A 24939-nucleotide genomic window follows, 5' to 3' on the forward strand; every position below is an offset into this window, starting at 1 on the left:
GGGGTGGAGATCATCCGGACCCTGGCACGCCGCTGGACTGTCGCGAAGACCGGTCACAGGTTCGGATCGCGCAGCCACCGCACGCGCACGCCGAACGGGTCGGAGACGGCCATCGCCACGCCGTCGAGCGAGGCGGTCGCGAACGCATCGGGGTCGGCGGGATCGACGTCGTCCGGCAGGGTCGCCGCGACGCCGCTGAGGATGCCCGTCCGTTCGAGCGCGATCCAGTGCACACCGCGGTCGTGCACCCCGTCGACGAACCGCTGGCGGTCCGCTCCGGGGACGTAGACGAGCGTCCCGGTCGTCAGGACGACCGGGACGACGCCGTCCGGCAGGGCGTCCAGAGAACGGTCGAGGTCACCGGGCAGCGTGCCCCGGATCCGGACTGGAGGCACGGCGAGCGTCGCGCGCGCCGCCTCGCGCATCAGGGCGGTGCGGTCCGTCGCCTCGGGCGGGACGGCCTCGACGAGCCGGTCGAACGCGTGCGGCTCGGCGAGGTCGATCGGGTTCGGGTCGAGGGCGATCCGGGCCCCGACGGCGATCGGCGTGGTCGTCGGCAGGACCTCGACGCCGGAGACGTCCGCGGTGAGGTGCACCGACGGGTCGCTCGGCGCCGTGCGGATCCGGACGAGGGCGTCCCCGCGTCGGTGGTCGAGCGTCACGCGGTCCGGGATCGAGCAGAGTCCCGCCGCGGCCCCCGCGTCGACCAGGCCGAGCGGCCGGCCCACCCGTGCGGCGAGCGCCGCGAACAGCGGGACGACCGGGGCGAGCCGCCGCGGGTCGTTGGCCTGCACCGTGGCGGAGGCGAGGGCCGCGACCAGGGCGGGACGTGCCTCCAGGCCGAGCGCGCGCAGCGCACCGGGATCAGACGGATCCGCACCCAGCCGCCGCGCGACCGCGAAGAGCAGCTCGGGCTGCCGCTTCGACTCCGGGACCTCGTCGAGCATGGCCACCATGCGGTCGTCCAGCGACCGCGCCCAGGCGGCGTAGGACGGCGAGGCTCCCGCGATGCGCTCCGCGTAGGCGGCGTACCGCTCCCGCGTGTCCATCAGTGACCGGGACGGTGCATGCCGACGTGGCGGATGCCGGCCTCGTCGTAGGGGGCGCCGAAGCGCGTGAACCCGTGGCGTTCGTAGAGGGCCACGATGTACTCCTGGGCGTGCAGGACGACGGCATCGTGCCCGTGGGCCTCGAGCACCGCGGCGACGAGCCGACCCGCGATCCCCCTCCCTCGATGGCGGGGGTCGGTGGCGACCCGACCGATCACCCACGCGGGCGGCTCGGCGCCGTCGGGGTGGACCTCGTCGGGTGCCGGACGGATCAGCCGGAGGTACCCAACCGCATCGGCGTCCGTGCCGAACCACCAGTGCTCGGTGTCGGCTTCGCGGTCACGGCCGTCGAAGTCCTCGGCGGTGACGCGTTGTTCGAGTGCGAACACGCGGTTCCGCAGCACCACGATGCCGTACAGTTCGTCCGTCGTCAGACGGTCCCAACGGGCGTGGTGCACGGAATGTTCGGACATCGTGGCGAGTTTACCGAAGTGGTCGGGAACACCCCGGAAGAGCCCGGCCGGAAGCAGGAGGAAACAATGACGTACAACGTCGACAAGTCCGACGCCCAGTGGCGCGAGGAACTCTCCCCGGACCAGTACGCCGTCCTCCGTCAGGCCGGCACCGAACGCCCCTGGACCGGTGAACTCCTCGACGAGGAGCGCGCCGGCGTCTACACGTGTGCGGCCTGCGGTGCGGAGCTGTTCAAGAGCGGCACGAAGTTCGACTCCGGCTGCGGCTGGCCGTCGTTCTACGAGTCGGTGAACCCGGACGCGGTGCAGCTGCTCGAGGACAACTCCCTCGGCATGGCACGCACCGAGGTCCGTTGCGCGAACTGCGGGTCGCACCTCGGGCACGTGTTCCCGGACGGTTTCGGCACCCCGACGGGCGACCGGTACTGCATGAACTCGATCTCGCTGAACTTCGCGGAGCAGCCCGCGGGCGAGTGAGCACCGGGCGCGCCCGCCGCTAGGATGGGGCGCGTCAGCCGGCATGGCGCAATTGGTAGCGCACCGTACTTGTAATACGGGGGTTGCGGGTTCAAGTCCCGCTGCCGGCCCGCGCGGTGCAGGAGCACTGCATGCGAAGGCCCCGGGTGGGAACACCCGGGGCCTTCGGCGCGTGGAACACGGATCAGGGGGCGTTCCGAGCGCTCGACGCGGTAACCAGCCGGTCGTGCAGTGATGGTGACACCTCACTGAACGCAGTGTCCACACCGGCGTCGAAGGTCGCGGAAAGCCGCAGAACCCGGACAGCCGACGCTCAGCGTCCGCCCGTGATCTTCCGCTCGCGCTGCGCGACGCCCGCCGTGCCGTACGGGTAGTCGTCGATCCGCGGCGCACTGACCTCGGTGAGGGTGTCGAGCTCGGCCTGGTCGAGCACGAGGTCCGCGGCGCCGAGGTTGTCCTCGAGCTGCGACACCGTGCGCGCGCCGAGGATGACGCTCGTCACCGCTGGCCGGGCGAGCAGCCACGCGAGGGCGACCTGCGACCGCGATGCCCCGTGCGCGTCGGCGACCGCGGACACCGCGTCGAGGACGGCCCAGGTGCGCTCGTCCCCGTTGCGGGCCTCCCACGCCTCCATGCCGCGCTGCGGGTTCTCACCGAGCCGGGTGTTCCCGGTCGGCGCCTCGTCGCGCTGGTACTTGCCGGAGAGCCAGCCGCCGGCCAGGGGCGACCACGGCAGCAGGCCGATCCCGGCGTCGAGGCACGCGGGGACGATCTCGTGCTCGATGTCGCGGACGAGCAGGTTGTACTGCGGCTGCAGGGTGACGGGCGGCGCGAAGTGCCGGGCACGAGCCTCGTAGACCGCCTTGGTGATCTGGTAGCCGAGGTAGTTCGAGAAGCCGTACGAGCCGATCTTCCCGGCGGAGACGGCGTCGTCGAGGAAGCGGAGGGTCTCCTCGATCGGCGTCAGGGCGTCCCACGCGTGCATCTGGTACAGGTCGATGTGCTCGACGCCGAGCCGCTCGAGGGACGCATCGAGTGCCACCCGGAGATGCCGACGGGACAGCCCCACGTCGTTCGGGCCGTCGCCCTGGGGGAAGCGTCCCTTCGTGGCGAGGACGACCTGCTGCGCCTCGGTGGGGTGCGCGGCGAGCCAGCGGCCGATGATCCGCTCGGACTCGTTGCCGGAGTACACGTCGGCCGTGTCGATCAGGGTGCCGCCGGCCGCGACGAACGTGTCGATGATGGTGTGGGAGGTGGGTTCGTCGGCTTCGCTGCCGAACGTCATGGTGCCGAGGGTCAGCGTCGACACCGATGTCCCGCTGTTGCCGAGGAGTCTGTAGTCCATGGCGGGGACGGTACGCGCGGCCCGCTCCGACAACGAGGACCTGGCAGTACCCGTCAGCGTGCGGCGGACAGGAAGGTGATGGCTGCTTCGCGGAAGTGACGGGAGGTCGGTGCGTTGAAGTGGTTCCGTCGCGGGATCTCGAAGAACGAGGCATCCGGCGCCGCCGCGGCGAGCCGCACGGCGCTGTCCTTGATGCCGTCCTCACTGCCCGCGGCCATCAGCACGGGCTGCGCCGGTGCGTTCTCGGGCGTCGGTTCGATGCTGTCGCGCATGCCCTCGACCATCGCGACGAGCGCGGCGAGGTCGTTGCCCTCGACGTTCCCGGCCATCGTCAGGTAGCCGTTCGTCACGCGGTCCTCGATCGGCGTGCCGTCGGCGAGGAACGCCTTCGCCTGGTCGACCCGCACGCGCCGCATCGGGTCGGCGTCCGGGATGCCGCCGAACACCGCGCGGGTGATCCGGTCCGGGATCCGCTCGGCCGTGTGCCACCCGACCCGGGCGCCGAGCGAGTACCCGAGGTAGGCGACGTCATCGAGCAGGTACGTGTCGATGACGGCGGTCACGTCGGCGACGAGCAGGTCCATCGAGTACGCGCCGGGGTCGCGCGGCTTCGAGCTGGCACCGTGCCCACGCTGGTCGAGGGCGACGACCCGGTAGCCGGCGCGGACGAGGTCACGAGTCCAGCCGGAGGCGTGCCAGTTGAGGAGCGCACCGGAGGCGAACCCGTGCACGGCGACGACGGCCGGTGCCTCTGGGTCGCCGAAGTCGTAGGTGGCGATCTTCATGCCGTCAGGGGACATCACGGCACGGGGACGGGGCGCTTCGGGGACGAGTGACATGTCCCCTCCAGGCTACCGGGGCACTGTGGTCCCATGGACGGCTACGGAGGCGATCAGATCCGGGCGGCGGAACGGCCGCACCTCGACGCGGGTGAGCCCCTCATGCAGCGCGCGGCCGAAGGACTGGCGCGCATCGTCGGCGACCTGCTCGACGACCCGGCCGTGCGGCCGGGCGACGGACCGGGATCGGTCCTGCTGCTGGTGGGCAGCGGCGACAACGGCGGGGACGCCCTGTTCGCGGGTGCTCGCCTTGCATCGGCCGGGAGGCACGTGGCGGTCCTGCGGGTCGGCTCACGCATCCACGAGGCGGGCCTGGCAGCGGCGCTGGACGCCGGGGCGCGCCTCCTGGACGACCCCACCGGTCCCGCCGGACCGGCGGCCGTCACGACCGCCGCCGCGCTCGAGGCGGACCTCGTGCTCGACGGGATCCTCGGGATCGGTGTGCAGGGACCCGCGGCCCTCCGCTCCCCCGCGCGCGAGGTCGTCGACGCGATCCGGGAACTCGCGCGCGACCAGCGCGCCCCGTTCGTCGTCGCGGTCGACGTGCCGAGCGGCATCGACGTGGACACGGGCGGCATCGCCGACGAGCACGTCCTGCACGCCGACGTCACGGTCACGTTCGGCGGGGTGAAGGCCGGGCTCCTGATGGGACCGGCAGCCACGCTCGCCGGGCGGATCGAGCTCGTGGACGTCGGGATCGGTGCGGACCTGGCGACGACGGAGCCGCTGGTCCGCACCTGATCCCGATCCGGTCAGTGGTGCCGGTACAGGACCGGCTCCGGCAGGCCGTGCTCGGCGCGGATGCTCCGGGAGATGCCCTCGATCGCCACGAGGGCGTCCACCACGAGTTCCGGCGTCACCGGGAACGGCATGTTGTGGATCGTCTCGCCCTCGGCGGTCGCGGCCTCGGCGACGGCGAGCAGGACGTCGCGGTCGTCGACGGTCAACCCGATCTCGGTCAGCGTGTTCGGCAGCCCGACCTTCGTGGTGAAGACGACGAAGTCCTCGATCTCCTCCGCGGGGGCGCCCTCGAGCACGAGCTGCGCGATCGTCCCGACGTTGACCTTCTGACCGTGCGCCAGACCGTGCGCCTGCGGGGCCGCGGTCAGTCCGTTGTGGATCGCGTGCGCCGCTGCCAGTCCGCCGGACTCGAACCCGAGGCCGGACAGCAGCGTGTTCGCCTCGACGACCTTCTCGAGCGCGGGGGTGACGACCTTGGCCTTGACCGCCTCGATGGCCTGCAGGGCGTTCTCGTGCAGCAGCTTCCAGGACAGCTCGGCGAGCGCGACGCCCGTCTCGGTCTGCAGCCCACCGGCCATGGTGTCGGCGTGCGCGCGCTTCGCCGCACGGGCCTCGACCCACGTCGCGAGCGCGTCGCCGATGCCCGCGACGAGGAACTGCACGGGCGCGTTCGCCACGAGCTTCGTGTCGATGAGCACGAGGTCCGGGTTGTGCGGGAAGAAGCGGTACTCGATGAACTCGCCCTCCTCGGAGTAGACGACGGCGAGCGCGGAGGTCGGGGCGTCGGTGCTCGCCGCCGTCGGGACGCTCGCCCACCGGATGCCCGCCAGGTGCCCCGAGGCCTTTGCCGCGTCGATGGCCGAACCACCACCGAGGCCCACGATCACGTCCGCCTCGGTCTCGCCGATCCTCGTCACGAGGTCGTCGATGGCCTGCGGCGTCGCGAACCGTCCGAACCCGACCCGCTCGACCGGCAGCCCGGCCGCGTCGAAGCTCGTCCGGACGGCCGACTCGACGATCCCCCAGACGACGTCGTCGGCGACGATGAGCGGGCGCTTCCCGATCGGCGCGACGAACTCGCCGACGCGGGTGATCGCGTCCTTGCCCTGGACGTAACGGGCGGGGCTCATCACGGTGCTGATGGGGGTGGCCATGGTGTGGTTCCTTCCAGGTTGTCCGACAGGTGTCGGGATCACCGACGCCCCAGACGGTACGCGTCGCACCTCCGGGCCGTACATTCGGGGCATGACGTTCAACGAGGACTCGCAGCTCAAGGGCGGGAAGGTCACGCGCCGTGGCCGGGGTGCGGCGATCGGCGGCGGCGCGGTGGGTGTCGGCGCGATCGTGGTGTTCCTCGTCGCCCAGTTCACGGGGGTCGACATCAGTCAGCTCGTGGGCGGTGGCGGCACGACGCAGATCCAGCAACAGGGCGAGACCGTCGACGCGGCGAGCGAGTGCCGCACCGGCCGGGACGCCAACCTCAAGGTGGAGTGCCGGATGGAGGGCGCTGCTGAGTCGCTCGACGGGTACTGGACGTCCGAGGCCGGCAAGCTCGGGATCTCCTACACCTCGCCCGGGTTCGTGCTCTTCACCGGGGCGACCGACACCGGGTGCGGGCAGGCCTCGGCGGCGACGGGTCCGTTCTACTGCCCGCCGGACCGTGCGATCTACCTCGACACCGCCTTCTACGACGACCTGCAGTCGAAGTACGGGTCGTCCGGCGGTCCGCTCGCCCAGATGTACGTCGTCGCGCACGAGTGGGGCCACCACATCCAGCAGCTGCAGGGCGCCTTCGCCAGCACGGACCGGTCGGGGACCGGTGCCTCGTCGGGCAGCGTCCGCGTGGAGCTGCAGGCGGACTGCTACGCCGGTGCCTGGGTCGGGGACGCCGCGAACACGACGGACGCGAACGGGGAGACCTTCTTCGAGCCGATCACGCGCGCGGAGATCAACGACGCACTGTCCGCCGCGAGTGCGGTCGGAGACGACAGCATCCAGCAGAAGTCGAGCGGGCGCGTCGACCCGGACTCGTTCACGCACGGCTCGAGCGAGCAGCGGCAGAACTGGTTCATGCGCGGCTACCAGCGCGGTGCGACCTCGTGCGACACGTTCAGCGTCCCGGGGTCGTCCCTCTGACGACTGCGGTCAGTTGGAGGGCGTCGCGCTCGGCGTCGCGGTCCCGGTCGGCGTCGCACTCGGCGTCGGCGTCGGGGTCGGCGTCGGCGTGGACTCGGTCGCCCCCGCCGCCGTCACCACGAAGGTGCGGAAGTCGTCGTTCGTGATCGGCGACGTGAGCTCGTAGCGCTGCCCGTTCACCAGCACGAGCGGCACCCCGGGGAACTCCTTCGAGGAGGAACCCGGGACGTCGCCGCCGACGACCGAGCTGGTGCGCTCGTCGACCCACTTGCTGAAGGTCTGGTCCTCGATGCACTTCGTGATCGCGGAACGCTGCTGCAGTCCGTCGACGCCGGTGACGACCCGGGTGAGCTGCGCGTCGGTCAGCCCCGCCGTGCCCTGGTCCGGCTGCTTCGCGAACAGGGCCGCGTTCACGGCGAAGAACTGGTTCGGCGAGCGGTCCGCGACGCAGGCGGCGGCGTTCGCTGCCCGGAGCGAGTACTTCGTGCCCTGCGAGCGGTTCGACAGCGTGGCGAGGGGGTGGATGTCCACCGTGGCCGCTCCGGAGTCGACGAGGCTCTCGATGTAGTCGCCGTTGGCCTGCTCGAACTGGCCGCAGGTCGGGCAGAGGTAGTCGACGTACATCGTGATGCGGACCGCGCCGGAGCCGTCCGTGGCGGTCGGCGCCGGCGACTGGGACGACGCGGTGACGGCCTTGAGGTCCTGCCCGATCGTGATCCCGCCCTGCGACATGTTCGACGGGCCCGGGCCGGCGGGCTGCACGGAGTCGACGAGGACGAGCGTCACGATCGTCGCGGCCGCGAGCAGCACAACGCCGAGGCCGATCTGCAGCCCGAGCCGGACGCCGCGCTGGCGACGCTTCTGCTGGGTGCGGGCTCGCTGGGCGCGCTGCCGCGCCGCTTCACGTCGTTCGTTCCGCGCGGCGCGGGCGTCACCCTCGGGGCGGTTGGTCATGCGTCCTGGTCCTCACTTGGTCGTCGTCCGCACGGCCTTCCCCCGCTCGGCGGACGGACCCGCCGATCGTAGCGGGGCTCCATGGGAACCACCCAACCAGGTGAGAACACTGGCGCACCCGGCGGAGATCGTGTTGTATGAACCTCGATGGTCGACGGCGACCATCCGGGGCCCGCACGGGCAACCGCTTCACTCGGATCGTCCGGCACGTACCTGCCGGTGAAGGAAGGACCGAACGCTCATGGCGTCCGTCACCTATGACAAGGCAACCCGTCTCTACCCCGGAGGCAACCGTCCCGCGGTCGACTCCCTCGACCTGGACGTCGCCGACGGCGAGTTCCTCGTCCTCGTCGGCCCGTCGGGCTGCGGGAAGTCCACCTCGCTGCGCATGCTGGCCGGTCTCGAAGAGGTCAACTCCGGCGCCATCCGCATCGGCGACCGCGACGTCACCGACGTCCCGCCGAAGGACCGCGACATCGCGATGGTGTTCCAGAACTACGCGCTGTACCCGCACATGACCGTCGCCGAGAACATGGGCTTCGCGCTCAAGATCGCCGGCGTCGGCAAGGAAGAGCGCGCCACCCGCGTGCAGGAGGCAGCGAAGCTCCTCGACCTCGAGCAGTACCTCGGCCGCAAGCCGAAGGCCCTCTCGGGTGGTCAGCGTCAGCGCGTCGCGATGGGCCGTGCGATCGTCCGTCAGCCGCAGGTGTTCCTCATGGACGAGCCGCTGTCGAACCTCGACGCCAAGCTCCGCGTCCAGACCCGCACCCAGATCGCCTCGCTGCAGCGTCGTCTCGGCGTCACCACGGTCTACGTCACGCACGACCAGACCGAGGCGCTGACCATGGGTGACCGCATCGCGGTGCTCAAGGACGGCATCCTGCAGCAGGTCGGCTCGCCGCGCGACCTGTACGAGAAGCCGAACAACGTCTTCGTCGCGGGCTTCATCGGCTCGCCGGCGATGAACCTCCTGCCGGCCGACGTGGTCGAGGGCGGCATCAAGTTCGGCTCGCTGAACCACCCGATCGACCGCGACACGCTCTCGAACGCGCGTTCCGGGAACATCACGGTCGGCATCCGCCCCGAGGACGTCGTCGTGGCGCAGTCGGGCGAGGGCCTGCCGGTCACGGTCGACGTGGTCGAGGAACTCGGCGCCGACGGCTACCTGTACGGTCACGCCGACGTCAAGGGCTCGCGCGTCGACATCGTCGCGCGCGTCGACGGCCGCTCGCACCCCTCGATCGGCGACACCATCGTGGTGACGCCGAAGCAGGGCCACGTGCACGCCTTCGACACCGAGTCGGGCGAGCGTCTCGACGACAAGGCCGTGGTCAGCGCGTAACGCTGGAAGACCACCAACGGGAGGCGCGGTGCCAGCTGGCACCGCGCCTCCCGTCCGTCCCACCGCTCGCACGCACCCAGAGGAACCCATCGTGTCCGACTCGATGTCCATCACCGCAGCCTCGGTCGACCCCGGCCTCCTCGACCTCCCGTGGGACCTGCCGCTCGCCGACTGGCCGGACGACACGATCGTCGCGTTGCCGAAGGGCATCTCGCGGCACCTCGTCCGGTTCGTGCACCTCAGCGGGTACGTCGCCGCCGTGAAGGAGACCGGCGAGGAGATCGCGCGCTCCGAGTACGAGATGCTCCGGACCCTGCAGCGCATGGACGTCCCGTGCGTCGACCCCGTCGCCGTCATCACCGGTCGGGTCAGCGCTGATGGTGAGCCGCTGCACCCCGTCCTCGTCACGCGACACCTGCGGTTCTCGTTGCCGTACCGCGCGCTGTACTCGCAGACGCTCCGTCCGGAGACCGCGACGCGCCTCGTCGACGCCCTCGCGCTGCTGCTGGTCCGTCTGCACGTGATCGGCTTCTACTGGGGTGACGTCTCGCTGTCGAACACCCTGTTCCGGCGTGACGCGGGCTCGTTCGCGGCGTACCTCGTCGACGCCGAGACCGGCAAGCTCTACCCCGGCGGCCTGTCCAACGGGCAGCGCGAGAACGACCTCGAGGTCGCCCGCGTGAACATCGCCGGCGAGCTCCTCGACCTCGAAGCCGGCGGCCGCCTCGACGAGAACGCCGACGCGGTCGACGTGTCGAACCGGATCGTCGCGCAGTACCGGACGCTCTGGAAGGAACTGACTGGCACCGAGCAGTTCGACATCAAGGAGCGCTGGCGGATCAACGACCGCGTCGAGCGACTCAACGCACTCGGCTTCGACATCGAGGAGCTCTCGATCCACACGACCGAGGGCGGCTCGCAGGTGCGGATCCAGCCGAAGGTCGTCGACGCCGGCCACCACCAGCGTCGCCTGCTGCGCCTCACCGGCCTCGACGCCGGCGAGAACCAGGCCCGGCGGCTGCTCAACGACCTCGACTCGTACCGGGCGCGCAACGGCCGCGACCAGCTCGACGAGGAGATGGTGGCGCACGAGTGGGTGTCGCGGGTGTTCGAACCGGTCATCCGGTCGATCCCGCGGGACCTCCGGGGCCGCCTCGAACCCGCCGAGGTGTTCCACGAGCTGCTCGAGCACCGCTGGTTCATGTCCCAGGAAGAGGAGCGCTCGGTGTCGCTCCCCGAGGCCACGACGGCGTACATCAACGACGTGCTGCGGCACCGCCGTGACGAGCGGCTGCTGATCAACCCGCCGACGTCGTCGATGACGCTGCCGATCCCCGTCGTCGAGGACGCCGCGCCGGCCTCCCCCGACGACGTCGAGGACTGGCGCGCCACCGTCTGACGCGCGCGCCGCCCGCGCCTGCGCCCGCCGCGCCGCCCCGGCCCGCGCCGCCCGTTCCTTCCCAGAACGGCCGCGATGGAAAGTGGAAACGGGCGTACCCGGTCGATCGGAACGACCAGGTACGCCCGATTCGGCACAGCACGCCCGGGTTCGCCAGGTCTACGCCCTGCGCGACGGCGGCCTGGAGGCGCGGGCCGGATCCACAGCGCAGGCCAGCGGTCCGCCTCCTCCGACCCGCCCGTTCCTTCCCAGAACGGCCGCGATGGAAAGTGGAAACGGGCGTACCCGGTCGATCGGAACGACCAGGTACGCCCGATTCGGCGCAGCATGCCCGGTGCAGGCATGCCGTGTTCGGCTACTCAGCGCGACGGCGCCGGGCGACCTCCCACAGGGTGACGCTCGCGGCGATGCCCGCGTTGAGGGACTCCGTCGCGCTCGAGATCGGGATCGACACGATCGCGTCGCAGGTCTCGGTGACGAGGCGCGACAGGCCCTTGCCCTCCGAACCGACGACGATCACGATCGGACGGTCGGCGAGCTCGAGGCCGTCGAGCTCCACGTCGCCGTCACCGTCGAGGCCGAGCACGAACAGCCCCATCGACTTGAGGGACTTCAGGGTCTGCGTCAGGTTCGGGGCCATCGCGACCGGGGTGCGGGCAGCGGCACCGGCACTGGTCTTCCACGCCGAGGCCGTCACACCGACGGACCGACGCTGCGGGACGATGACGCCGTGGCCGCCGAAGGCCGCCGTGGAGCGGATGATCGCTCCGAGGTTGCGCGGGTCCGTGATGCCGTCGAGCGCGACGACCAGCGGGACCTCGTCCTTCGCGAAGGCGCGCTCGACGAGGTCCTCGGCGACGGCGTACTCGTACGCGGGGACCTTGAGCGCGACACCCTGGTGCACGCTGTCGTGCCCGGTGATGCGGTCGAGCTCGGGGCGCATGAGCTCGATGATCGGCACGCCGCGGTGGTTGGCGAGCGCCAGGATCTCCTTGACGCGGTCGTCGACCTCGATGCGGGACGCGATGTAGAGCGTCGTCGACGGGGTCTTCGTGCGCAGTGCCTCGAGCACCGAGTTGCGGCCGGTGACCAGCTCGGAGTCGTCGGTCTTCCGCTGCGGCGGACGGCCGGTGCGCTGCTGCGGCGAGCTCGACGCACCGTGACGACCGCGTGCGGCCTCGTAGCGCTCCTTCGCGGCCTTGCGCTTGCCGGCCGGGTGGTACGGGCGGTCCTCGGCCTTCGGGGTCGGCTTGCGCCCCTCGAGCGCCTGTGCGCCCTGGCCGCCGGAGCCGACCTGCTTGTTGCCCTTGCGGCCGGAGCGGACGGCGCCGGGCCGACCCTTCTTGCTCCCCGAGACGTTCTTCATTGCTCTCTCCTGTCCGGCACTGCCGTTGTCAGGCGATGCTCCAGCGTGTACCAGCTGCGGTGTCTTCGATGGTGATGCCCGCGGATGCGAGATCGTCGCGCACGCGGTCGGCCGTGGCGAAGTCGCGTGCCGCCCTGGCGTCGGAACGCTCCTGCACGAGGCGTTCGACGAGGGCTGCGAGTGGTGCGGCCGATGCGTCGTGGCCACCGCCGGACCAGTGGTCGGCCCGCGGGTCGATGCCGAGCACCTCGACCATCGCGGCCACCTGATGGTACGCGGTTCCGACCGCTTCCGCATCGTCGGTGTCCAGGGCGGCGTTCCCGGCACGGACGGTCTCGTGCAGGACGGCGAGGGCCTGGGGCACCGAGAGGTCGTCGTCCATGGCTGCAGCGAACGCGTCGGGCACCCCCGGGGCGTCGGCGAGCGAGACCCCCTCGAGCCGGGTCTGGGCGCGCGCGAGGAAGCCGGCGATCCGGTCGAGCGCCGCCTCGGCCTCGGCGAGCGACCCGTCGTGGTGGTCGATCGTGGAACGGTAGTGGGCGGCGCCGAGCGCGTACCGGACGACGATCGGCCGGGCGGAGCCGAGCATGTCCGCGGCGAAGACCGAGTTGCCGAGCGACTTCGACATCTTCTGCCCGTCGACCGAGACCAGGCCGTTGTGCAACCAGTACGAGGCGAACGGGTCGCCTGCTGCGGTCGACTGCGCGAGCTCGTTCTCGTGGTGCGGGAAGCGGAGGTCGAGTCCGCCGCCGTGGATGTCGAACGCCGGACCGAGGTAGCGCCGGGACATCGCCGAGCACTCGATGTGCCAGCCCGGACGGCCGGGGCCCCAGGGCGAGTCCCAGTTCGCGGTCGTCGGCTCACCGGGCTTGGCACCCTTCCAGAGCGCGAAGTCACGCGGGTCGCGCTTGCCGCGGGGGTCGGCGTCGGCGGCCTCGACCATGTCCTCGCGACGCTGGCGGGTGAGGGCGCCGTAGGACTCCCAACTGCCGGTGTCGAAGTAGACGTCGCCGGAGCCGTCGGCCGCCGCGTACGCGTGGCCCCGCTCGATGAGCCGCTCGATGATGTCGTGCATCTGCGGCACGCTGGCGGTCGCGCGCGGCTCGTACGTCGGGGGCAGGATGCCGAGGGCCGTGTACGCGGCCGTGAACTCGAGCTCGACGCGGTACGCGCGGGCGAACCACTCCTCGTCGGTGCCGGCGGCGAGGTCGAGCACCTTGTCGTCGATGTCGGTGACGTTCCGCACGAGGGTGACCCGGTACCCGCGGTGGCTCAGCCAGCGGCGCCAGACGTCGTAGACGAGTGCGGAACGGAGGTGACCGATGTGCGGCGACGACTGCACCGTCGGCCCGCAGACGTACATGCTCACGTGTCCGTCGACCAGCGGGACGAGGTCGACGACGGCAGCGGCGCGGGAGTCGTAGAGGCGAACGGTCACGCCCCCAAGCCTAGGACGTCAGGACGCCCGGACGACGGCTGTTGCGATCGCGGCGAGCCCTTCGCCGCGGCCGGTGAACCCGAGGCCGTCGGTCGTCGTGCCGGAGACGGCGACGGGAGCCCCGACCACGGCCGCGAGGGCGTCCTGCATCTCGGTCCGGCGGGCGCCGATGCGCGGGCGGTTGCCGATCACCTGCACGGTGACGGACACCGGGACCATGCCCGCTTCAGCGAGGAGACCGACCGCGCCCCGGACGAAGACGTCACCAGCCGCACCGGCGTACGCGGGGTCCGACGTGCCGAACGTCCCGCCGATGTCGCCCAGGCCACCCGCCGAGAGCAGGGCGTCGCAGACCGCGTGCGCGACCGCGTCGCCGTCGCTGTGCCCGGAGAGACCGGCCTCGCCGGGGAAGTCGAGCAGCCCGACCCGGCACGGCGAGGCCTCGTCGAAGGCGTGCACGTCGACGCCCAGCCCGACCCGCGTGTCCGGTGGAGCAGGGGGACCGGACGACGACCGCACGATCGACTCCGCCCGTGCCAGGTCCCACGGGGTGGTGATCTTGAAGGCGTCGGCGTCGCCGGGGACGAAGCACACCGTCCCGCCCGCCGCCTGGAACACCCCGGCGTCGTCGGTCTCGGACTGCGACGACACCGCGTACGCCTGCCGGAGCGCGACGAGCGGGAAGCCCTGCGGCGTCTGCACCCCGACGAGGGCGGCGCGGTCGACCGTCTCGACGACCTCGGCACCGGAAACCCGCTTGATCGTGTCCGTGACGGGCAGTGCCGGGACGAACCCGGCCGCCGACCCGTCGGCGAGCGAGCCGGCGACCGCGTCGAAGACCCGGTCGAACTGCGCCGTCGGCGTCAGGCACCGCGCGGCGTCGTGCACCAGCACCGAGGTGACGGAGTCCGGCAGGACTGCCAGGCCGGCCTCGACCGAGCCATGGCGATCCGTGCCTCCCGGGACGACGGCCGTGTACGCGACCGCGGCCCCGGCGACCGAGGCGACCACCTGTCGACAGTCGTCGAGCAACGCCGCGGGCGCGACCACGACGACGAGCGTCGGCGACGCCAGGGCGAACAGCGGCTCGAGCGCCCGCGCCAGCATGAGCGTGCCGGCCACGGGGACGAACGCCTTCGCCGTGCCGATGCCGAGCCGTGTGCCGGACCCCGCCGCAACGACGACGACCGCCCTGTCCACCCCTTCGGGGAACAGAACGGTCGAGGTCGTGTTCAGTGGTTCGGTGCGCTCAGGAGGCGAGGACCTCGTCGAGGACGGTCGATGCCTTGTCCTCGTCGGTCTTCTCGGCCAGCGCCAGCTCGGAGATGAGGATCTGCCGCGCCTTGGCGAGCATCCGCTTCTCCCCCGCGGAGAGCCCGCGGTCCTGGTCGCGTCGCCAGAGGTCGCGGACGACCTCGGACACCTTGATGACGTCACCCGAAGCGAGCTTCTCGAGGTTCGCCTTGTACCGGCGGGACCAGTTCGTGGGCTCCTCGGTGAACGGAGCGCGCAGGACCTCGAACACCTTGTCGAGGCCCTCCTTGCCGATCACGTCGCGGACACCGACCAGGTCGACGTTGTCCGCCGGGACCTCGATCGTCAGGTCACCCTGGGTGACCCGCAGCTTCAGGTAGACCTTTTCCTCGCCCTTGATGACGCGCGTCTTGACTTCAGAGATGGTTGCCGCCCCGTGATGGGGGTAGACCACGGTCTCGCCGACCTCGAATTGCATGTATCAGGCTCCGTTCCGAGACACCCAGTTTACCACAAGCAGTTTTCGGGTAAGGGGCACCTAACACCTGGCACTCCCGCCGATCGGTAGGATGGTCGTCGGACCGTCCGGTCCACATCGTGATCTTCCGGAGGAATCTCTTGCGAGCTCGGGTACTCGTGTCCGTCGCCGTTGCGGCAACCATCGCGCTCGGCGCCACCGGCTGCGAGTTCATGTCGCCCGCACAGACGACGGAGATCAAGCAGATCACCGACGGCGTGAACGTGTCGACGGGCAAGATCGACGTCCGCAACGCGCTGCTCATCTCCGACGACGGCGAGGGTGCGCGCTTCATCGGCACGCTCGTGAACAACGACGAGACCGACGACATCACCGTCTCGGTCGAGATCGGCGGCGACACCGAGACCGTCGAGGTCCCGGCCAGCGGACACGTCGACCTCGCCAACGACGCGAAGCACGACACGCTCGACTTCGACGGTGCGGACGCCAAGCCCGGCGCGCTCGTCAAGGTCTACTTCTCGTACTCGGGCGCCGAGGGCGTCTCCGCCAGCGTGCCGGTGCTCACCAGCTCGCAGGAGGAGTACGCGACGCTCGCGCCGACCGCCACGCCGACGGCGGAGGTCACCCTCCCGACCGCGACGCCGACGGACGTCCCGATCAACCCGTAGGCACACGCCGCAACCGCCTGGAGGCCCGGTGCGAGTCCCATGGACCCGCGCCGGGCCTCCGGTCGGTTGCGCTGCGCGCGGGGCGCGACCCGCAGGCCGCGGCCGCGGCCCGTCGCGTCAGCCCTCGATGCGGTAGCCGAGCCCCCGGACGGTGACGAGGATCTCCGGAGCACTCGGGACGCGCTCGATCTTCGAGCGGATGCGCTTGATGTGCACGTCGAGGGTCTTCGTGTCCCCGAAGTAGTCCGACCCCCACACCCGGTCGATGAGCTGCCCGCGGGTGAGCACCCGGCCGGCGTTCCGGAGCAGGAGCTCGAGGAGCTCGAACTCCTTCAGCGGCATCGGCGTCTCGGAGCCGTCCACCGCGACCGTGTGCCGCTCGACGTCCATCCGGATGCCGCCGACCTGCAGGATGCCGCTGTCCGCCGGGTCGTCCTCGGTGCGGCGGCGGAGCACGGCACGGATGCGCGCCAGGAGTTCCCGGGTCGAGTACGGCTTCGTCACGTAGTCGTCGGCGCCGAGCTCCAGCCCGACGACGATGTCCACCTCGGAGTCCTTCGCCGTCAGCATGATGATCGGGATGTTCGAGCGGGTCCGGATCTGCCGGCAGACCTCGGTGCCGGACAGCCCCGGCAGCATCAGGTCGAGCAGCACCAGGTCGGGGTTCTCCGCGTCGAACTTCGACAGGGCGGTCACGCCGTCCGCAGCGACGGAGGTGTCGTACCCCTCGCGCTGCAGCAGGAACTCCAGGGGCTCGCTCAGGGCCGGCTCGTCGTCGACGATGAGGATCTTGGTCACGATTGCTGCTCTTCCAGTTGCTCTTCGAGTGCTGTGGTCAGTTCGGGGTCCGCCTCGGGGAGACGGATGGTGAAGGTCGAGCCCTTGCCGGGCTGCGACCAGACGCGGACGTCGCCGCCGTGGTTCCCGACGACGTGCTTGACGATCGCGAGGCCGAGCCCGGTGCCGCCGGTGGCCCGGGAGCGCGCGGGGTCGACGCGGTAGAAGCGTTCGAACACCCGGTCGAGGTCGGCCTCGGGGATGCCGACGCCCTGATCGGTGACGGCGATCTCGACGAAGCCCTTCGCGGACCGGACGCCCACACCGACGCGGGTGCCGTCCGGGGAGTACTTGACCGCGTTCGCGATGAGGTTCGACACCGCGATCTGCAGCAGTCCGGGGTCGCCCATCACGCGGAGCTTCGACTTCTTCGCCCGCACCAGCTCGATGTCCCGGGCCCTGGCGACGATCTCGTTCGCGTCGACGGCGGCCTGCACGATGCGGTCGATCGACGTCTCCTCGCTGTTCTCCAGCGCGTCGACGGACTGCAGGCGGGAGAGTTCGATGATGTCCTTCGTCAGCGCCGCCAGCCGCTCGGACTCGGTGACGAGCTGCGCCGCGAACTTCCGGACGTGCTGCGGTTCGTCCGCCGCGGCGACCAGGGTCTCGGACAGCAGCCCGATGGCGCCGATCGGGGTCTTCAGCTCGTGGGAGATGTTCGCGACGAAGTCCCGCCGGACCTCGTCGATGCGCCGGCTCTCCGTGAGGTCGTCCGCGGTGACGAGGACGTACCGGTTGCCGAGCTGCGCCGCCCGGAAGCTGAGGTAGCCGATCTGGTCGCTCCCACGGCCACGGGGGAGCTCGAGGTCCTCCGCTCCCATCTCCCCGCTCTTGCGCACCCGGTCGACGAGGTCGGCGAGCTCTCGGTGCACGAGCTTCCGCCGCACCACGAGTCCCACCGTCAGGGCCTGCGGCGACGCGGCCACGACGGTGTTCGACGGGTCGACCACCACGGCCGGGTTGTGCATCGTGGCGATGACCGCGGCGACGCCGTCCGGCAGGGTGCGTTCCGCCACGTCTGCTGCACGAGCCGTGCGCTCGGCGGTGATGATCAGCACCACGACGCCCGCGCCGAAGACCCCGCCGAGGAGCATCGACAGTGGCACGAGCCACGCGTTGTCCATGCCGTCAGTGTAGGGATGGTCACGCGGGGTTCGGGCCCCGTTCACCCCCGTCCGGGCCGATCCTGCCGGAGGATCGCGAAGCGTTCAACCGCACGTCACCGTTCGTTCACCTGACCTGACGACACTCGACCGGTACGCAGAGAGAGGCACTCCCCCATGCGCGAAGTCTTCCAGCAGGAACTCCAGGACGTCCAGGAGCGACTGACCGAGATCGCCGGGCTCGTCGAGTCCGCCATCACCCGGGCCACGCAGGCCTTCAGCGACTCCGACGTCGCCCTCGCCGAGGAGGTGATCGCCGACGACGCCAAGATCGACGAGGCGGCGAACAGCCTCGACGAGATCGCCATCGACATCCTGGCCCGCCAGGCACCGGTGGCCCGTGACCTCCGCGTCGTCGTCACCGCCCTGCGTGTCAGCTCCTCGCTCGAGCGCATGGGCGACATGGCCGAGCACATCGCGCAGCTCGCCCGCCAGCGCTTCCCCGAGAAGGTCGTGCCGAAGGGCCTCCGCGGCACCTTCAAGAAGATGGGCGCGCACGACGTCGCGATGGCGCAGAAGCTCACCCGCCTGCTCGCGACCGAGGACATCACGCTCTCGGCGGAGATCCGCGACGAGGACGACGCCGTCGACGAGCTGCACGCCAGTGTGTTCGACTTCGTGCTCGGCGAGACGTGGAAGGGCAACCCGATCGACACCGTCGACGCGACCCTGGCCTCCCGGTACCACGAGCGCTTCGCGGACCACGCGGTGTCGATCGCCAAGAAGGTCGAGTACCTGGCGACGGGCGACTGGACGGGCGCGTCCACCACGACCGCGGCGGTCTGACCCGACCCGCACGTCTGCGAGGATCGTGGCATGGCCCAGGTCGCGATCATCGTCAACGGCATGCCCGGTTCCGGCAAGAGCACGATCGGTGCAGCCCTCGCCGAGGTGCTCGGCTGCCCGTTCCTCTCGAAGGACCGGATCAAGGAGCCCCTCGCCGACATCGTCGGCCCGATGATCGCCTCGCGTCCGCTCGGCGGCATCGCGATGGAGACCATGTGGTCGATGGCGCGGGCCGTCGAGAACGGGGTCGTCCTCGACGCCGTCTGGCTGCCGTCGCGCGACCGTGACCTCCTGGAGGCAGGGCTCGCCTCCGCAGGGTCGCCGCGCGCCGTCGAGGTGTGGTGCCACGTCGACCGGGCCACCGCCGAAGAGCGGCTGCGCGACCGGTACGAGCCGGGCACCCTTCCGGTGCGACACGAGGTCCACGGGGACCTCGCCGGCATCCTGTCGTTCTGGGACGAACACGGCGCCGCCGCGGAACCGATCGGACTCCCGGGGACTGCGGTCGTGCACGTCGACACCACGAAGCCGTACGACGTCGGCGCCCTGGTGCAGGAGATCGCCTCGCACTTCGTGTGAACGGCTCGGGCTTGCAGAGCCGACCACCCCGCCGAAGCGACACGGTGCTGGCGAGGCGATCCGTTCCTCCCGGCAGAGCGACAGAAGTCGGGGGAACGTCCGCGGCAGACCGTCGCTTTCGCGAACCGGGCCCCGCCCCGGGCCGAACGCACGAACGCCCCGCCTGGTGACCAGGCGGGGCGTTCGTGTGTCGGGGTCTACTTCTTGGCGCCCTGGGCGGCCACGGCGGCGGCGCCGGCAGCTGCTGCCTCGGGGTCGAGGTAGTACGAGGGCTTGGTCGGGCGGAACTCGTCGTCGAGCTCGTACACCAGCGGGATGCCCGTCGGGATGTTCAGGCCGGCGATGTCGTCGTCGGAGATCCCGTCGAGGTGCTTCACGAGCGCCCGCAGCGAGTTGCCGTGCGCCGTGACGAGGACGGTCTTGCCCGCGCCGAGATCCTTCGTGATGTCCGACTCCCAGTACGGCAGCAGCCGGTCGATCACGAGCTTGAGCGACTCCGTGCGGGGCAGCTGGTCCCCGAGGTCGGCGTAGCGGCGGTCCCCGAACTGCGACCACTCGGCGTCGTCGGCGATGGGGGGCGGCGGCACGTCGAAGGAGCGACGCCACTCCATGAACTGCTGCTCGCCGTACTGCTCGAGCGTCTGGGCCTTGTCCTTGCCCTGCAGGTCGCCGTAGTGGCGCTCGTTGAGCCGCCAGTCGCGCTTCACGGGCAGCCAGGCGAGGTCGGCCTCGAGCAGGGCGATGTCGGCCGTCTGGATGGCGCGGGTGAGCAGCGACGTGTACAGGACGTCCGGGACGATGCCCGACTCGCTGATGAGCTCGCCGGCGCGCTTCGCCTCCTTCTCGCCCAACTCGCTGAGTCGGACGTCGACCCAACCGGTGAACAGGTTCTTCTGGTTCCAGTCACTGTTGCCGTGACGGAGCAGGACGAGCGTGGAGGTCATGCGTCCGAGTCTACCGAGCGTGCTCCACGCCGTAGCCTGGGCTGCATGCCGATCGGGAACGTCACGCGCGGGACGACCGGGTACAACCGGCTCCGCCGTGTCGACCGGTGGATCGCCACGCTCCCGGTGCTCCGACGGACCGACGACCCGCTCGTGGCGGACGTCGGGTACGGGGCCTCCCCGACCACGACGCTCGAGCTCCGGGACCGACTGGCGCGGGTGCGACCGGACGTCGAGGTGACCGGCATCGAGATCGAACCGGCACGGGTGGCGCTCGCGAACGCCGGCACCCGCGACGGCGTGACGTTCCGGCTCGGCGGGTTCGAGACCCCGACGCCCGGGAACCGACGGCCGGCGGTGATCCGGGCGTTCAACGTGCTGCGGCAGTACGACGAGTCCGCGGTCGAGGGTGCCTGGCGGATCATGCAGGACCGGCTGCAACCGGGCGGCGCACTGGTCGAGGGGACCTGCAACGAGGTCGGTCGGGTGGCGTCCTGGATCACGCTCGACGACCGGGCGGCGCACACGTTCACGGTGTCGCTGCGGCTCGCCGGGTTGGACGTTCCGTCGATCGTCGCCGAGCGCCTGCCGAAGGCCCTGATCCACCGGAACGTCCCGGGCGAGCGGGTGCACGCGTTCCTCCGCGACCTCGACCTGGCGTGGGCGGTCGCTGCGCCGCTCGGCACGTACGGCCCCCGGCAGCGGTGGATCGCGACGGTGCGGGGCATGCGCGACCGGGGTTGGCCGGTGCTGCACGGCGTGAGCCGCTGGCGCCTCGGCGAGCTCAGCGTCCCGTGGGCCGCGGTCGAGCCGGCCTGACGCGCGCGGTCGAGCCGGCCTGACCGGCGCGGTCGGGGCGACGGGCGAGCCGAGACTCGGACTGCGCGACCGATCTCGTGCTCGATGACGCGAGATCGGTCGCTGGCACCGAGACTCGGGCCCGACGCACGAGCGCGGGCGGCTCAGGACCGGCGGACCGCCCCGAGGCGCGGCAGCCGCGGCACGTTCGCCGTCGCACCGGCGCCTGGTGGCACGATGACCTCCTGCGTCGCGGCCACGACCACGTCGTCGGCGGTGAGGGTCAGCGTCGCCGCCGGGTCGAGGGACCGCTTCACGACCGCGAGCCCGATCGGCCCGAGCTCGTGGTGCAGCCCCGACGCCGACAGGCGCCCCACTTCCTTGTCGTCGAGCACGACGGGCGTCCCCGGGGCCGGGAGCACGCCGTCGGACCCGTCCAGGTGCAGCAGCACGACACGGCGCGGCGGGTGCCCGAGGTTGTGGACCTTCGCGACCGTCTCCTGCCCCCGGTAGCAGCCCTTCGTCAGGTGCACGGCGGAGCGGAGCCAGTCGAGTTCGTGCGGGATGGTGCGCTCGTCGACGTCGGCGAGCGACGGACGCCAGGCGGCGATCCGGAGTGCCTCGTAGGCGAGGAGCCCCGCGGCGGGGACGTCCGACGCGGCGATCTCGGCCGCGGTGCCGGGGGTGACCACGGCGATGCGGAGGGTCCAGTCGGAGCCGGGATGGGCCTCCGGGTCGGCGTAGCCCCACCCACCGGGCGTGACGGACGCCCACGGGTCGACCCACTCGACGACCGTGTCGTCGGCGAGCACCGCCGAACCGAAGCGACCGATCGTCGCGAAGTCCGCCGAACGGTCGGCGACCTCGACCCGCAGCATGAAGCGCATCGAGTCGAGCCAGGCGGCGAGCGGTGCCGCATCGGCGGGCTCGGTCAGGAGCCACGCGACCGAGCCGTCGTCGACGACGCGGGCGGCGTGCTCGACGCGACCCGACTGGTCGAGCACGAGCGTCTCGGTGCTGACACCGGCGCCGAGCCCGAGCAGGAGCTGCGACGTGATCGAGTTGAGCCACGACAGGCGGTCCGGACCGGACACCGTGACGACACCGAGGCCGAGCTCGACGACGGCGCGGCCGCGGGCGAGCAGACGCTGTTCGCCGAGGGGGTTGCCGAAGTGGGCGGCGGGACCCGCGTCGGTCCCCACGAAGCCGTCACGGCCGGCGAACGCCGACATCAGTCGACCTTCGCGAGCTGCCCCGAGGCGTGCGAGGTGAGCTCCTTGCCGAGGGCTGCGATGTCCCACGCCCAGAAGAGCTTGCCCTCGACCAGGCCGTACAGCCGGGTCGCCGCGGAGTAGTCCTTCGCGTTCGGCGAGCGCATCACGGCGTCCGTCGCGAGGTCGATGCGGCCCTTGCGGACCCGACCCACGTAGAGCTCGTTGACGCCCGTCGGGTGGATGATCGCCGCCTCGACGTCGAAGCCGTCCGTGGTGTTCCGCAGTGCCTCGACGCTCTCGACCGTGCTGAACGGCGTCGGCCCCTCGCCGAGGAGCATCGCCGGACCGCGGTCGCCGGGCTCGGACGGACGGTCGATCCGCCAGTAGCCCATCTCGGCCGCGAGCGGGGTGTGCTCGTCGTCGAGCAGCCACGTCGTGGACGAGTAGTTGAGGTAGGGCAGGCCGTCGTGGCTGAAGCTCACGCGCTGGCCGAACTCGTAGTTCCGGGGTTCCTCTTCGTCGCCCACGGGGTACTCGACCACGCCGGTGCCCTCCCAGACGCCGACGAGCCAGGACAGGGGGACGAGTTCGGGGGCGAGGCCCTCGGGCAGTTCGATCAACGCTGACCCTTGAACAGCTTCACGACGACGGTCACCGAGACGAACGCGATCGCGAGCGACGCCAGACCGAGGAGGCCCACGTAGAAGAGCTCGAGCGCAAGCAGCGAATCCATGGTGCGAGTCTACGCGGACCGGCTCAACGCGCCAGGAGCACCACCGCGGTGACGAGCACGACGACGAAGGCCCCGGACGACGCGATGCTGATCCGCTCGACCAGGCCGTCCTTGGTGGCAGTGATGAGCTGCAGCACGAAGCTGACGAGCACGCAGAGCACGAAGACGAGCAGGAGCCAGGCGAAGGAGTCCTTCTCCGTCAGGGTGAGGACGAGCACGGCGCCGACGATCGCGAGCAGCCACACCGGCAGTACGGACGTCAGTCGGAGGCGACGCTGGTCGGTGGGCGGCACGGGCTCGGTCACGCGCCCCATCATGACAGGCGGGACGAGCACCGTCCGCTCGGACGGCAGGACACTTCCCGAGCATCACTAGGATGTGTGCACGACTCCCCCACCACTGGAGGTCCTGTGGCCCAGCTCCTGGTACTCACCTCAGCCGCGCCCGGCGACGTCCTGCCGAGCCTCGGACTGCTGAGCCACCGGATCCGCCACGTGCCCGCCGAGGCCGCACAGCTGGTCAACGCACCGCAGAGCGACCTCATGTTCGTGGACGCCCGCACGGACCTCGCGAGCGCCAAGGCCCTGTGCAAGATCCTCGCGACGAGCGGGTCGACGACGCCGATCATCCTGGTCGTCACCGAGGGCGGCCTCACCGCCGTGAACAGCGAGTGGAACGTCGAGGACGTCGTGCTCGAGACCGCCGGCCCCGCCGAGGTCGACGCCCGCATCCGCCTGACCGCCGGGCGCGCGGTGAAGAACCAGACCGGGTCGAAGATCCAGGCGTCCGGTGTCGTCATCGACGAGGCGAGCTACTCGGCGAAGGTCCGCGGCCGGCCGCTCGACCTCACCTTCAAGGAGTTCGAGCTCCTCCGCTTCTTCGCCACGCACCCGTCGCGGGTCTTCACCCGCGAGCAGCTCCTCAGCGAGGTCTGGGGCTACGACTACTTCGGCGGCACGCGCACGGTCGACGTGCACGTGCGTCGACTGCGCGCCAAGCTCGGCGACCTCGAGTCGCTCATCGGCACCGTCCGCAACGTCGGGTACCGCTTCAACGTCTACGACGACGAGGCCGACCGGCTCTCGGCGCAGTAGTGGCCGTCGACCTGTCGCGCTTCGCCGTCCCCGGCGAAGCGCCGCCGTTCTCGGACCAGACCCTGGTGGACGTGCGCGCTGGTCGCGCCACCGTCGTCGGGGACGAGCGCGGTGTCGCCGTGGTGCGCGACGGTGAGTTCGAGCTCGCGGTCGGCCTGGAGGAACGGGGGCGCGGCCTCGGCACGGCCCTCGTCACGCAGGTGCTCGGCGCGGGCGGCGGGGCCGCCCCCGTGGTCGGTCCGGCTCCTCGACTCGCGTGGGCGCACGGGGACCACCCCGCTGCGCGGGCGCTCGCGGCGCGGTTCGGCTGGACCGCCGTCCGCACGCTCCTGCAGCTGCGCGCGCCGATCCCCTCCGCTGCACCGGACCCGGCGGTGCCGGCCGGGTACTCCCTGTCGGCATTCCGCGCCGGGGACCCCGGTGACGAGGCAGACTGGCTCGCCCTCAACGCGTCGGCGTTCGCCCACCACCCGGAGCAGGGCCGGATGACGCTCGAGGACCTCCGCGCCCGCGAGGCCGACGACTGGTTCTCCGGCGACGACCTGATCCTGCTGCGTGACGGCAGCGGGAAGCTCGCGGGGTCGTGCTGGCTCAAGGTCGAGGGCGGGATCGGCGAGTTCTACGCGGTCGCCGTGCGCCCGGACCTGCAGGGGCAGCAGCTCGGCGGCGTGCTCATGCGCGCGGGGACGGCCCGGCTGACCGGTCGTGGGCTCACCGCCGCGGCGCTGTACGTCGAGGGCGACAACGAGCCGGCGCTGGCGCTCTACCGGCGGTCCGGGTTCGAGCAGCACGCGATCGACGTGCAGTACGCCGCTCCCTGAGCGACAGCCAC

The 24939-nt window shown here is 71.2% G+C and carries 27 protein-coding genes and 1 tRNA gene; 12 read left to right on the plus strand and 16 right to left on the minus strand.

Annotated features, from left to right (window positions below; all coding sequences use genetic code 11):
- Nucleotides 1-53 precede the first annotated feature (53 nt).
- Both CRP27_RS13205 and CRP27_RS13210 read right to left on the minus strand, forming a co-directional pair.
- Nucleotides 54-1049 carry a DUF2332 family protein gene (locus CRP27_RS13205; protein ID WP_097181141.1) on the minus strand — a complete coding sequence of 332 codons (996 nt, stop codon included), beginning with the start codon at nucleotides 1047-1049 and terminating at the stop codon, nucleotides 54-56.
- Nucleotides 1049-1522, minus strand: coding sequence for a GNAT family N-acetyltransferase (locus tag CRP27_RS13210; protein WP_097181142.1), 474 nt, complete (start codon nucleotides 1520-1522; stop codon nucleotides 1049-1051). Before CRP27_RS13210 ends, CRP27_RS13205 begins: the two co-directional genes overlap by 1 nt.
- Before the next feature lie 66 nt (nucleotides 1523-1588).
- Here CRP27_RS13210 and msrB point away from each other — a divergent pair, with 66 nt between their 5' ends.
- Complete coding sequence (gene msrB, locus CRP27_RS13215) at nucleotides 1589-1999, plus strand: peptide-methionine (R)-S-oxide reductase MsrB (protein WP_079237238.1); 411 nt, start codon at nucleotides 1589-1591, stop codon at nucleotides 1997-1999.
- Between the two features lie 37 nt (nucleotides 2000-2036).
- A tRNA-Thr gene (locus CRP27_RS13220) sits at nucleotides 2037-2109 on the plus strand.
- Nucleotides 2110-2312: 203 nt separating this feature from the next.
- On the opposite strand, the gene CRP27_RS13225 is transcribed toward CRP27_RS13220, so the two are convergent.
- Together CRP27_RS13225 and CRP27_RS13230 are read right to left on the minus strand one after the other, a co-directional pair.
- Complete coding sequence (locus CRP27_RS13225) at nucleotides 2313-3344, minus strand: aldo/keto reductase (RefSeq protein ID WP_097181143.1); 1032 nt, start codon at nucleotides 3342-3344, stop codon at nucleotides 2313-2315.
- Nucleotides 3345-3397: 53 nt separating this feature from the next.
- The gene (locus tag CRP27_RS13230; protein ID WP_097181144.1) at nucleotides 3398-4183 is read right to left on the minus strand and encodes an alpha/beta fold hydrolase; all 786 of its coding nucleotides are present in this window, start codon (nucleotides 4181-4183) and stop codon (nucleotides 3398-3400) included.
- Between the two features lie 33 nt (nucleotides 4184-4216).
- Between CRP27_RS13230 and CRP27_RS13235 the strand changes: the two genes are divergently transcribed.
- On the plus strand, nucleotides 4217-4924 hold the full coding sequence (locus tag CRP27_RS13235) for an NAD(P)H-hydrate epimerase (RefSeq protein WP_097181145.1): 708 nt from the start codon (nucleotides 4217-4219) through the stop codon (nucleotides 4922-4924).
- A gap of 11 nt (nucleotides 4925-4935) precedes the next feature.
- On the opposite strand, the gene CRP27_RS13240 is transcribed toward CRP27_RS13235, so the two are convergent.
- Nucleotides 4936-6078 carry a glycerol dehydrogenase gene (locus CRP27_RS13240; RefSeq protein ID WP_097181146.1) on the minus strand — a complete coding sequence of 381 codons (1143 nt, stop codon included), beginning with the start codon at nucleotides 6076-6078 and terminating at the stop codon, nucleotides 4936-4938.
- A 91-nt stretch (nucleotides 6079-6169) separates the two neighbouring features.
- Between CRP27_RS13240 and CRP27_RS13245 the strand changes: the two genes are divergently transcribed.
- Nucleotides 6170-7060, plus strand: a complete 891-nt coding sequence (locus tag CRP27_RS13245) for a neutral zinc metallopeptidase (RefSeq protein WP_097181147.1) — start codon at nucleotides 6170-6172, stop codon at nucleotides 7058-7060.
- A gap of 9 nt (nucleotides 7061-7069) precedes the next feature.
- Here the strand turns inward: CRP27_RS13245 and CRP27_RS13250 are convergent, their stop codons facing one another.
- Entirely contained in the window at nucleotides 7070-8014 is a 945-nt protein-coding gene (locus tag CRP27_RS13250; protein ID WP_097181148.1) for a thioredoxin domain-containing protein, read from the minus strand.
- Nucleotides 8015-8255: 241 nt separating this feature from the next.
- Here CRP27_RS13250 and CRP27_RS13255 point away from each other — a divergent pair, with 241 nt between their 5' ends.
- Both CRP27_RS13255 and CRP27_RS13260 read left to right on the plus strand, forming a co-directional pair.
- Nucleotides 8256-9356 (plus strand): ABC transporter ATP-binding protein, encoded by a 1101-nt coding sequence (locus CRP27_RS13255; protein ID WP_097181149.1) that lies wholly within the window; start codon nucleotides 8256-8258, stop codon nucleotides 9354-9356.
- A gap of 91 nt (nucleotides 9357-9447) precedes the next feature.
- The gene (locus CRP27_RS13260; RefSeq protein ID WP_097181150.1) at nucleotides 9448-10755 is read left to right on the plus strand and encodes a DUF4032 domain-containing protein; all 1308 of its coding nucleotides are present in this window, start codon (nucleotides 9448-9450) and stop codon (nucleotides 10753-10755) included.
- Nucleotides 10756-11110: 355 nt separating this feature from the next.
- Here the strand turns inward: CRP27_RS13260 and rlmB are convergent, their stop codons facing one another.
- The 4 genes from rlmB to CRP27_RS13280 are packed head-to-tail and all read right to left on the minus strand — an operon-like array spanning nucleotide 11111 to nucleotide 15291.
- Nucleotides 11111-12121 carry a 23S rRNA (guanosine(2251)-2'-O)-methyltransferase RlmB gene (rlmB, locus tag CRP27_RS13265; protein WP_097181151.1) on the minus strand — a complete coding sequence of 337 codons (1011 nt, stop codon included), beginning with the start codon at nucleotides 12119-12121 and terminating at the stop codon, nucleotides 11111-11113.
- Between the two features lie 28 nt (nucleotides 12122-12149).
- On the minus strand, nucleotides 12150-13559 hold the full coding sequence (gene cysS / locus CRP27_RS13270) for a cysteine--tRNA ligase (RefSeq protein WP_097181152.1): 1410 nt from the start codon (nucleotides 13557-13559) through the stop codon (nucleotides 12150-12152).
- 18 nt (nucleotides 13560-13577) lie between these two features.
- Nucleotides 13578-14759, minus strand: coding sequence for a 2-C-methyl-D-erythritol 2,4-cyclodiphosphate synthase (gene ispF, locus CRP27_RS13275; protein WP_097181153.1), 1182 nt, complete (start codon nucleotides 14757-14759; stop codon nucleotides 13578-13580).
- A 49-nt stretch (nucleotides 14760-14808) separates the two neighbouring features.
- Nucleotides 14809-15291, minus strand: coding sequence for a CarD family transcriptional regulator (locus CRP27_RS13280; protein ID WP_017888066.1), 483 nt, complete (start codon nucleotides 15289-15291; stop codon nucleotides 14809-14811).
- A gap of 158 nt (nucleotides 15292-15449) precedes the next feature.
- Between CRP27_RS13280 and CRP27_RS13285 the strand changes: the two genes are divergently transcribed.
- Entirely contained in the window at nucleotides 15450-15959 is a 510-nt protein-coding gene (locus CRP27_RS13285; RefSeq protein ID WP_097181154.1) for a DNA modification methylase, read from the plus strand.
- Nucleotides 15960-16076: 117 nt separating this feature from the next.
- On the opposite strand, the gene CRP27_RS13290 is transcribed toward CRP27_RS13285, so the two are convergent.
- Together CRP27_RS13290 and CRP27_RS13295 are read right to left on the minus strand one after the other, a co-directional pair.
- Complete coding sequence (locus CRP27_RS13290; protein WP_022906624.1) at nucleotides 16077-16757, minus strand: response regulator transcription factor; 681 nt, start codon at nucleotides 16755-16757, stop codon at nucleotides 16077-16079.
- The gene (locus tag CRP27_RS13295) at nucleotides 16754-17920 is read right to left on the minus strand and encodes a cell wall metabolism sensor histidine kinase WalK (RefSeq protein WP_079237252.1); all 1167 of its coding nucleotides are present in this window, start codon (nucleotides 17918-17920) and stop codon (nucleotides 16754-16756) included. The genes CRP27_RS13290 and CRP27_RS13295 overlap by 4 nt, the downstream gene beginning before the upstream one ends.
- A 156-nt stretch (nucleotides 17921-18076) precedes the next feature.
- Between CRP27_RS13295 and phoU the strand changes: the two genes are divergently transcribed.
- Both phoU and CRP27_RS13305 read left to right on the plus strand, forming a co-directional pair.
- Nucleotides 18077-18745, plus strand: a complete 669-nt coding sequence (phoU, locus tag CRP27_RS13300) for a phosphate signaling complex protein PhoU (protein WP_097181155.1) — start codon at nucleotides 18077-18079, stop codon at nucleotides 18743-18745.
- 30 nt (nucleotides 18746-18775) lie between these two features.
- Nucleotides 18776-19324 carry an AAA family ATPase gene (locus CRP27_RS13305; RefSeq protein WP_097181156.1) on the plus strand — a complete coding sequence of 183 codons (549 nt, stop codon included), beginning with the start codon at nucleotides 18776-18778 and terminating at the stop codon, nucleotides 19322-19324.
- A gap of 197 nt (nucleotides 19325-19521) precedes the next feature.
- Here the strand turns inward: CRP27_RS13305 and CRP27_RS13310 are convergent, their stop codons facing one another.
- Entirely contained in the window at nucleotides 19522-20268 is a 747-nt protein-coding gene (locus CRP27_RS13310) for a phosphoglyceromutase (protein ID WP_079237255.1), read from the minus strand.
- Nucleotides 20269-20313: 45 nt separating this feature from the next.
- On the opposite strand from CRP27_RS13310, the gene CRP27_RS13315 reads away from it, so the two are divergent.
- Entirely contained in the window at nucleotides 20314-21087 is a 774-nt protein-coding gene (locus CRP27_RS13315) for an SAM-dependent methyltransferase (protein ID WP_097181157.1), read from the plus strand.
- Nucleotides 21088-21230: 143 nt separating this feature from the next.
- On the opposite strand, the gene CRP27_RS13320 is transcribed toward CRP27_RS13315, so the two are convergent.
- From CRP27_RS13320 to CRP27_RS13330, 3 genes are all read right to left on the minus strand, one after another.
- Nucleotides 21231-22298 carry a folate-binding protein YgfZ gene (locus CRP27_RS13320; RefSeq protein WP_097181158.1) on the minus strand — a complete coding sequence of 356 codons (1068 nt, stop codon included), beginning with the start codon at nucleotides 22296-22298 and terminating at the stop codon, nucleotides 21231-21233.
- A complete protein-coding gene (locus tag CRP27_RS13325; RefSeq protein WP_079237258.1) occupies nucleotides 22298-22900 on the minus strand; it encodes an FABP family protein in 603 nt (200 codons plus the stop codon). The genes CRP27_RS13320 and CRP27_RS13325 overlap by 1 nt, the downstream gene beginning before the upstream one ends.
- A 136-nt stretch (nucleotides 22901-23036) precedes the next feature.
- A complete protein-coding gene (locus CRP27_RS13330) occupies nucleotides 23037-23318 on the minus strand; it encodes a hypothetical protein (protein ID WP_079237259.1) in 282 nt (93 codons plus the stop codon).
- A 105-nt stretch (nucleotides 23319-23423) separates the two neighbouring features.
- On the opposite strand from CRP27_RS13330, the gene CRP27_RS13335 reads away from it, so the two are divergent.
- Together CRP27_RS13335 and mshD are read left to right on the plus strand one after the other, a co-directional pair.
- Entirely contained in the window at nucleotides 23424-24107 is a 684-nt protein-coding gene (locus CRP27_RS13335; protein ID WP_079237260.1) for a response regulator transcription factor, read from the plus strand.
- Nucleotides 24107-24928, plus strand: coding sequence for a mycothiol synthase (gene mshD, locus CRP27_RS13340; RefSeq protein WP_097181160.1), 822 nt, complete (start codon nucleotides 24107-24109; stop codon nucleotides 24926-24928). Before CRP27_RS13335 ends, mshD begins: the two co-directional genes overlap by 1 nt.
- Nucleotides 24929-24939 lie beyond the last annotated feature (11 nt).

Origin of the sequence: Curtobacterium sp. 314Chir4.1, assembly GCF_900215175.1 — a bacterium.
GTDB lineage: Bacteria > Actinomycetota > Actinomycetes > Actinomycetales > Microbacteriaceae > Curtobacterium > Curtobacterium pusillum_A.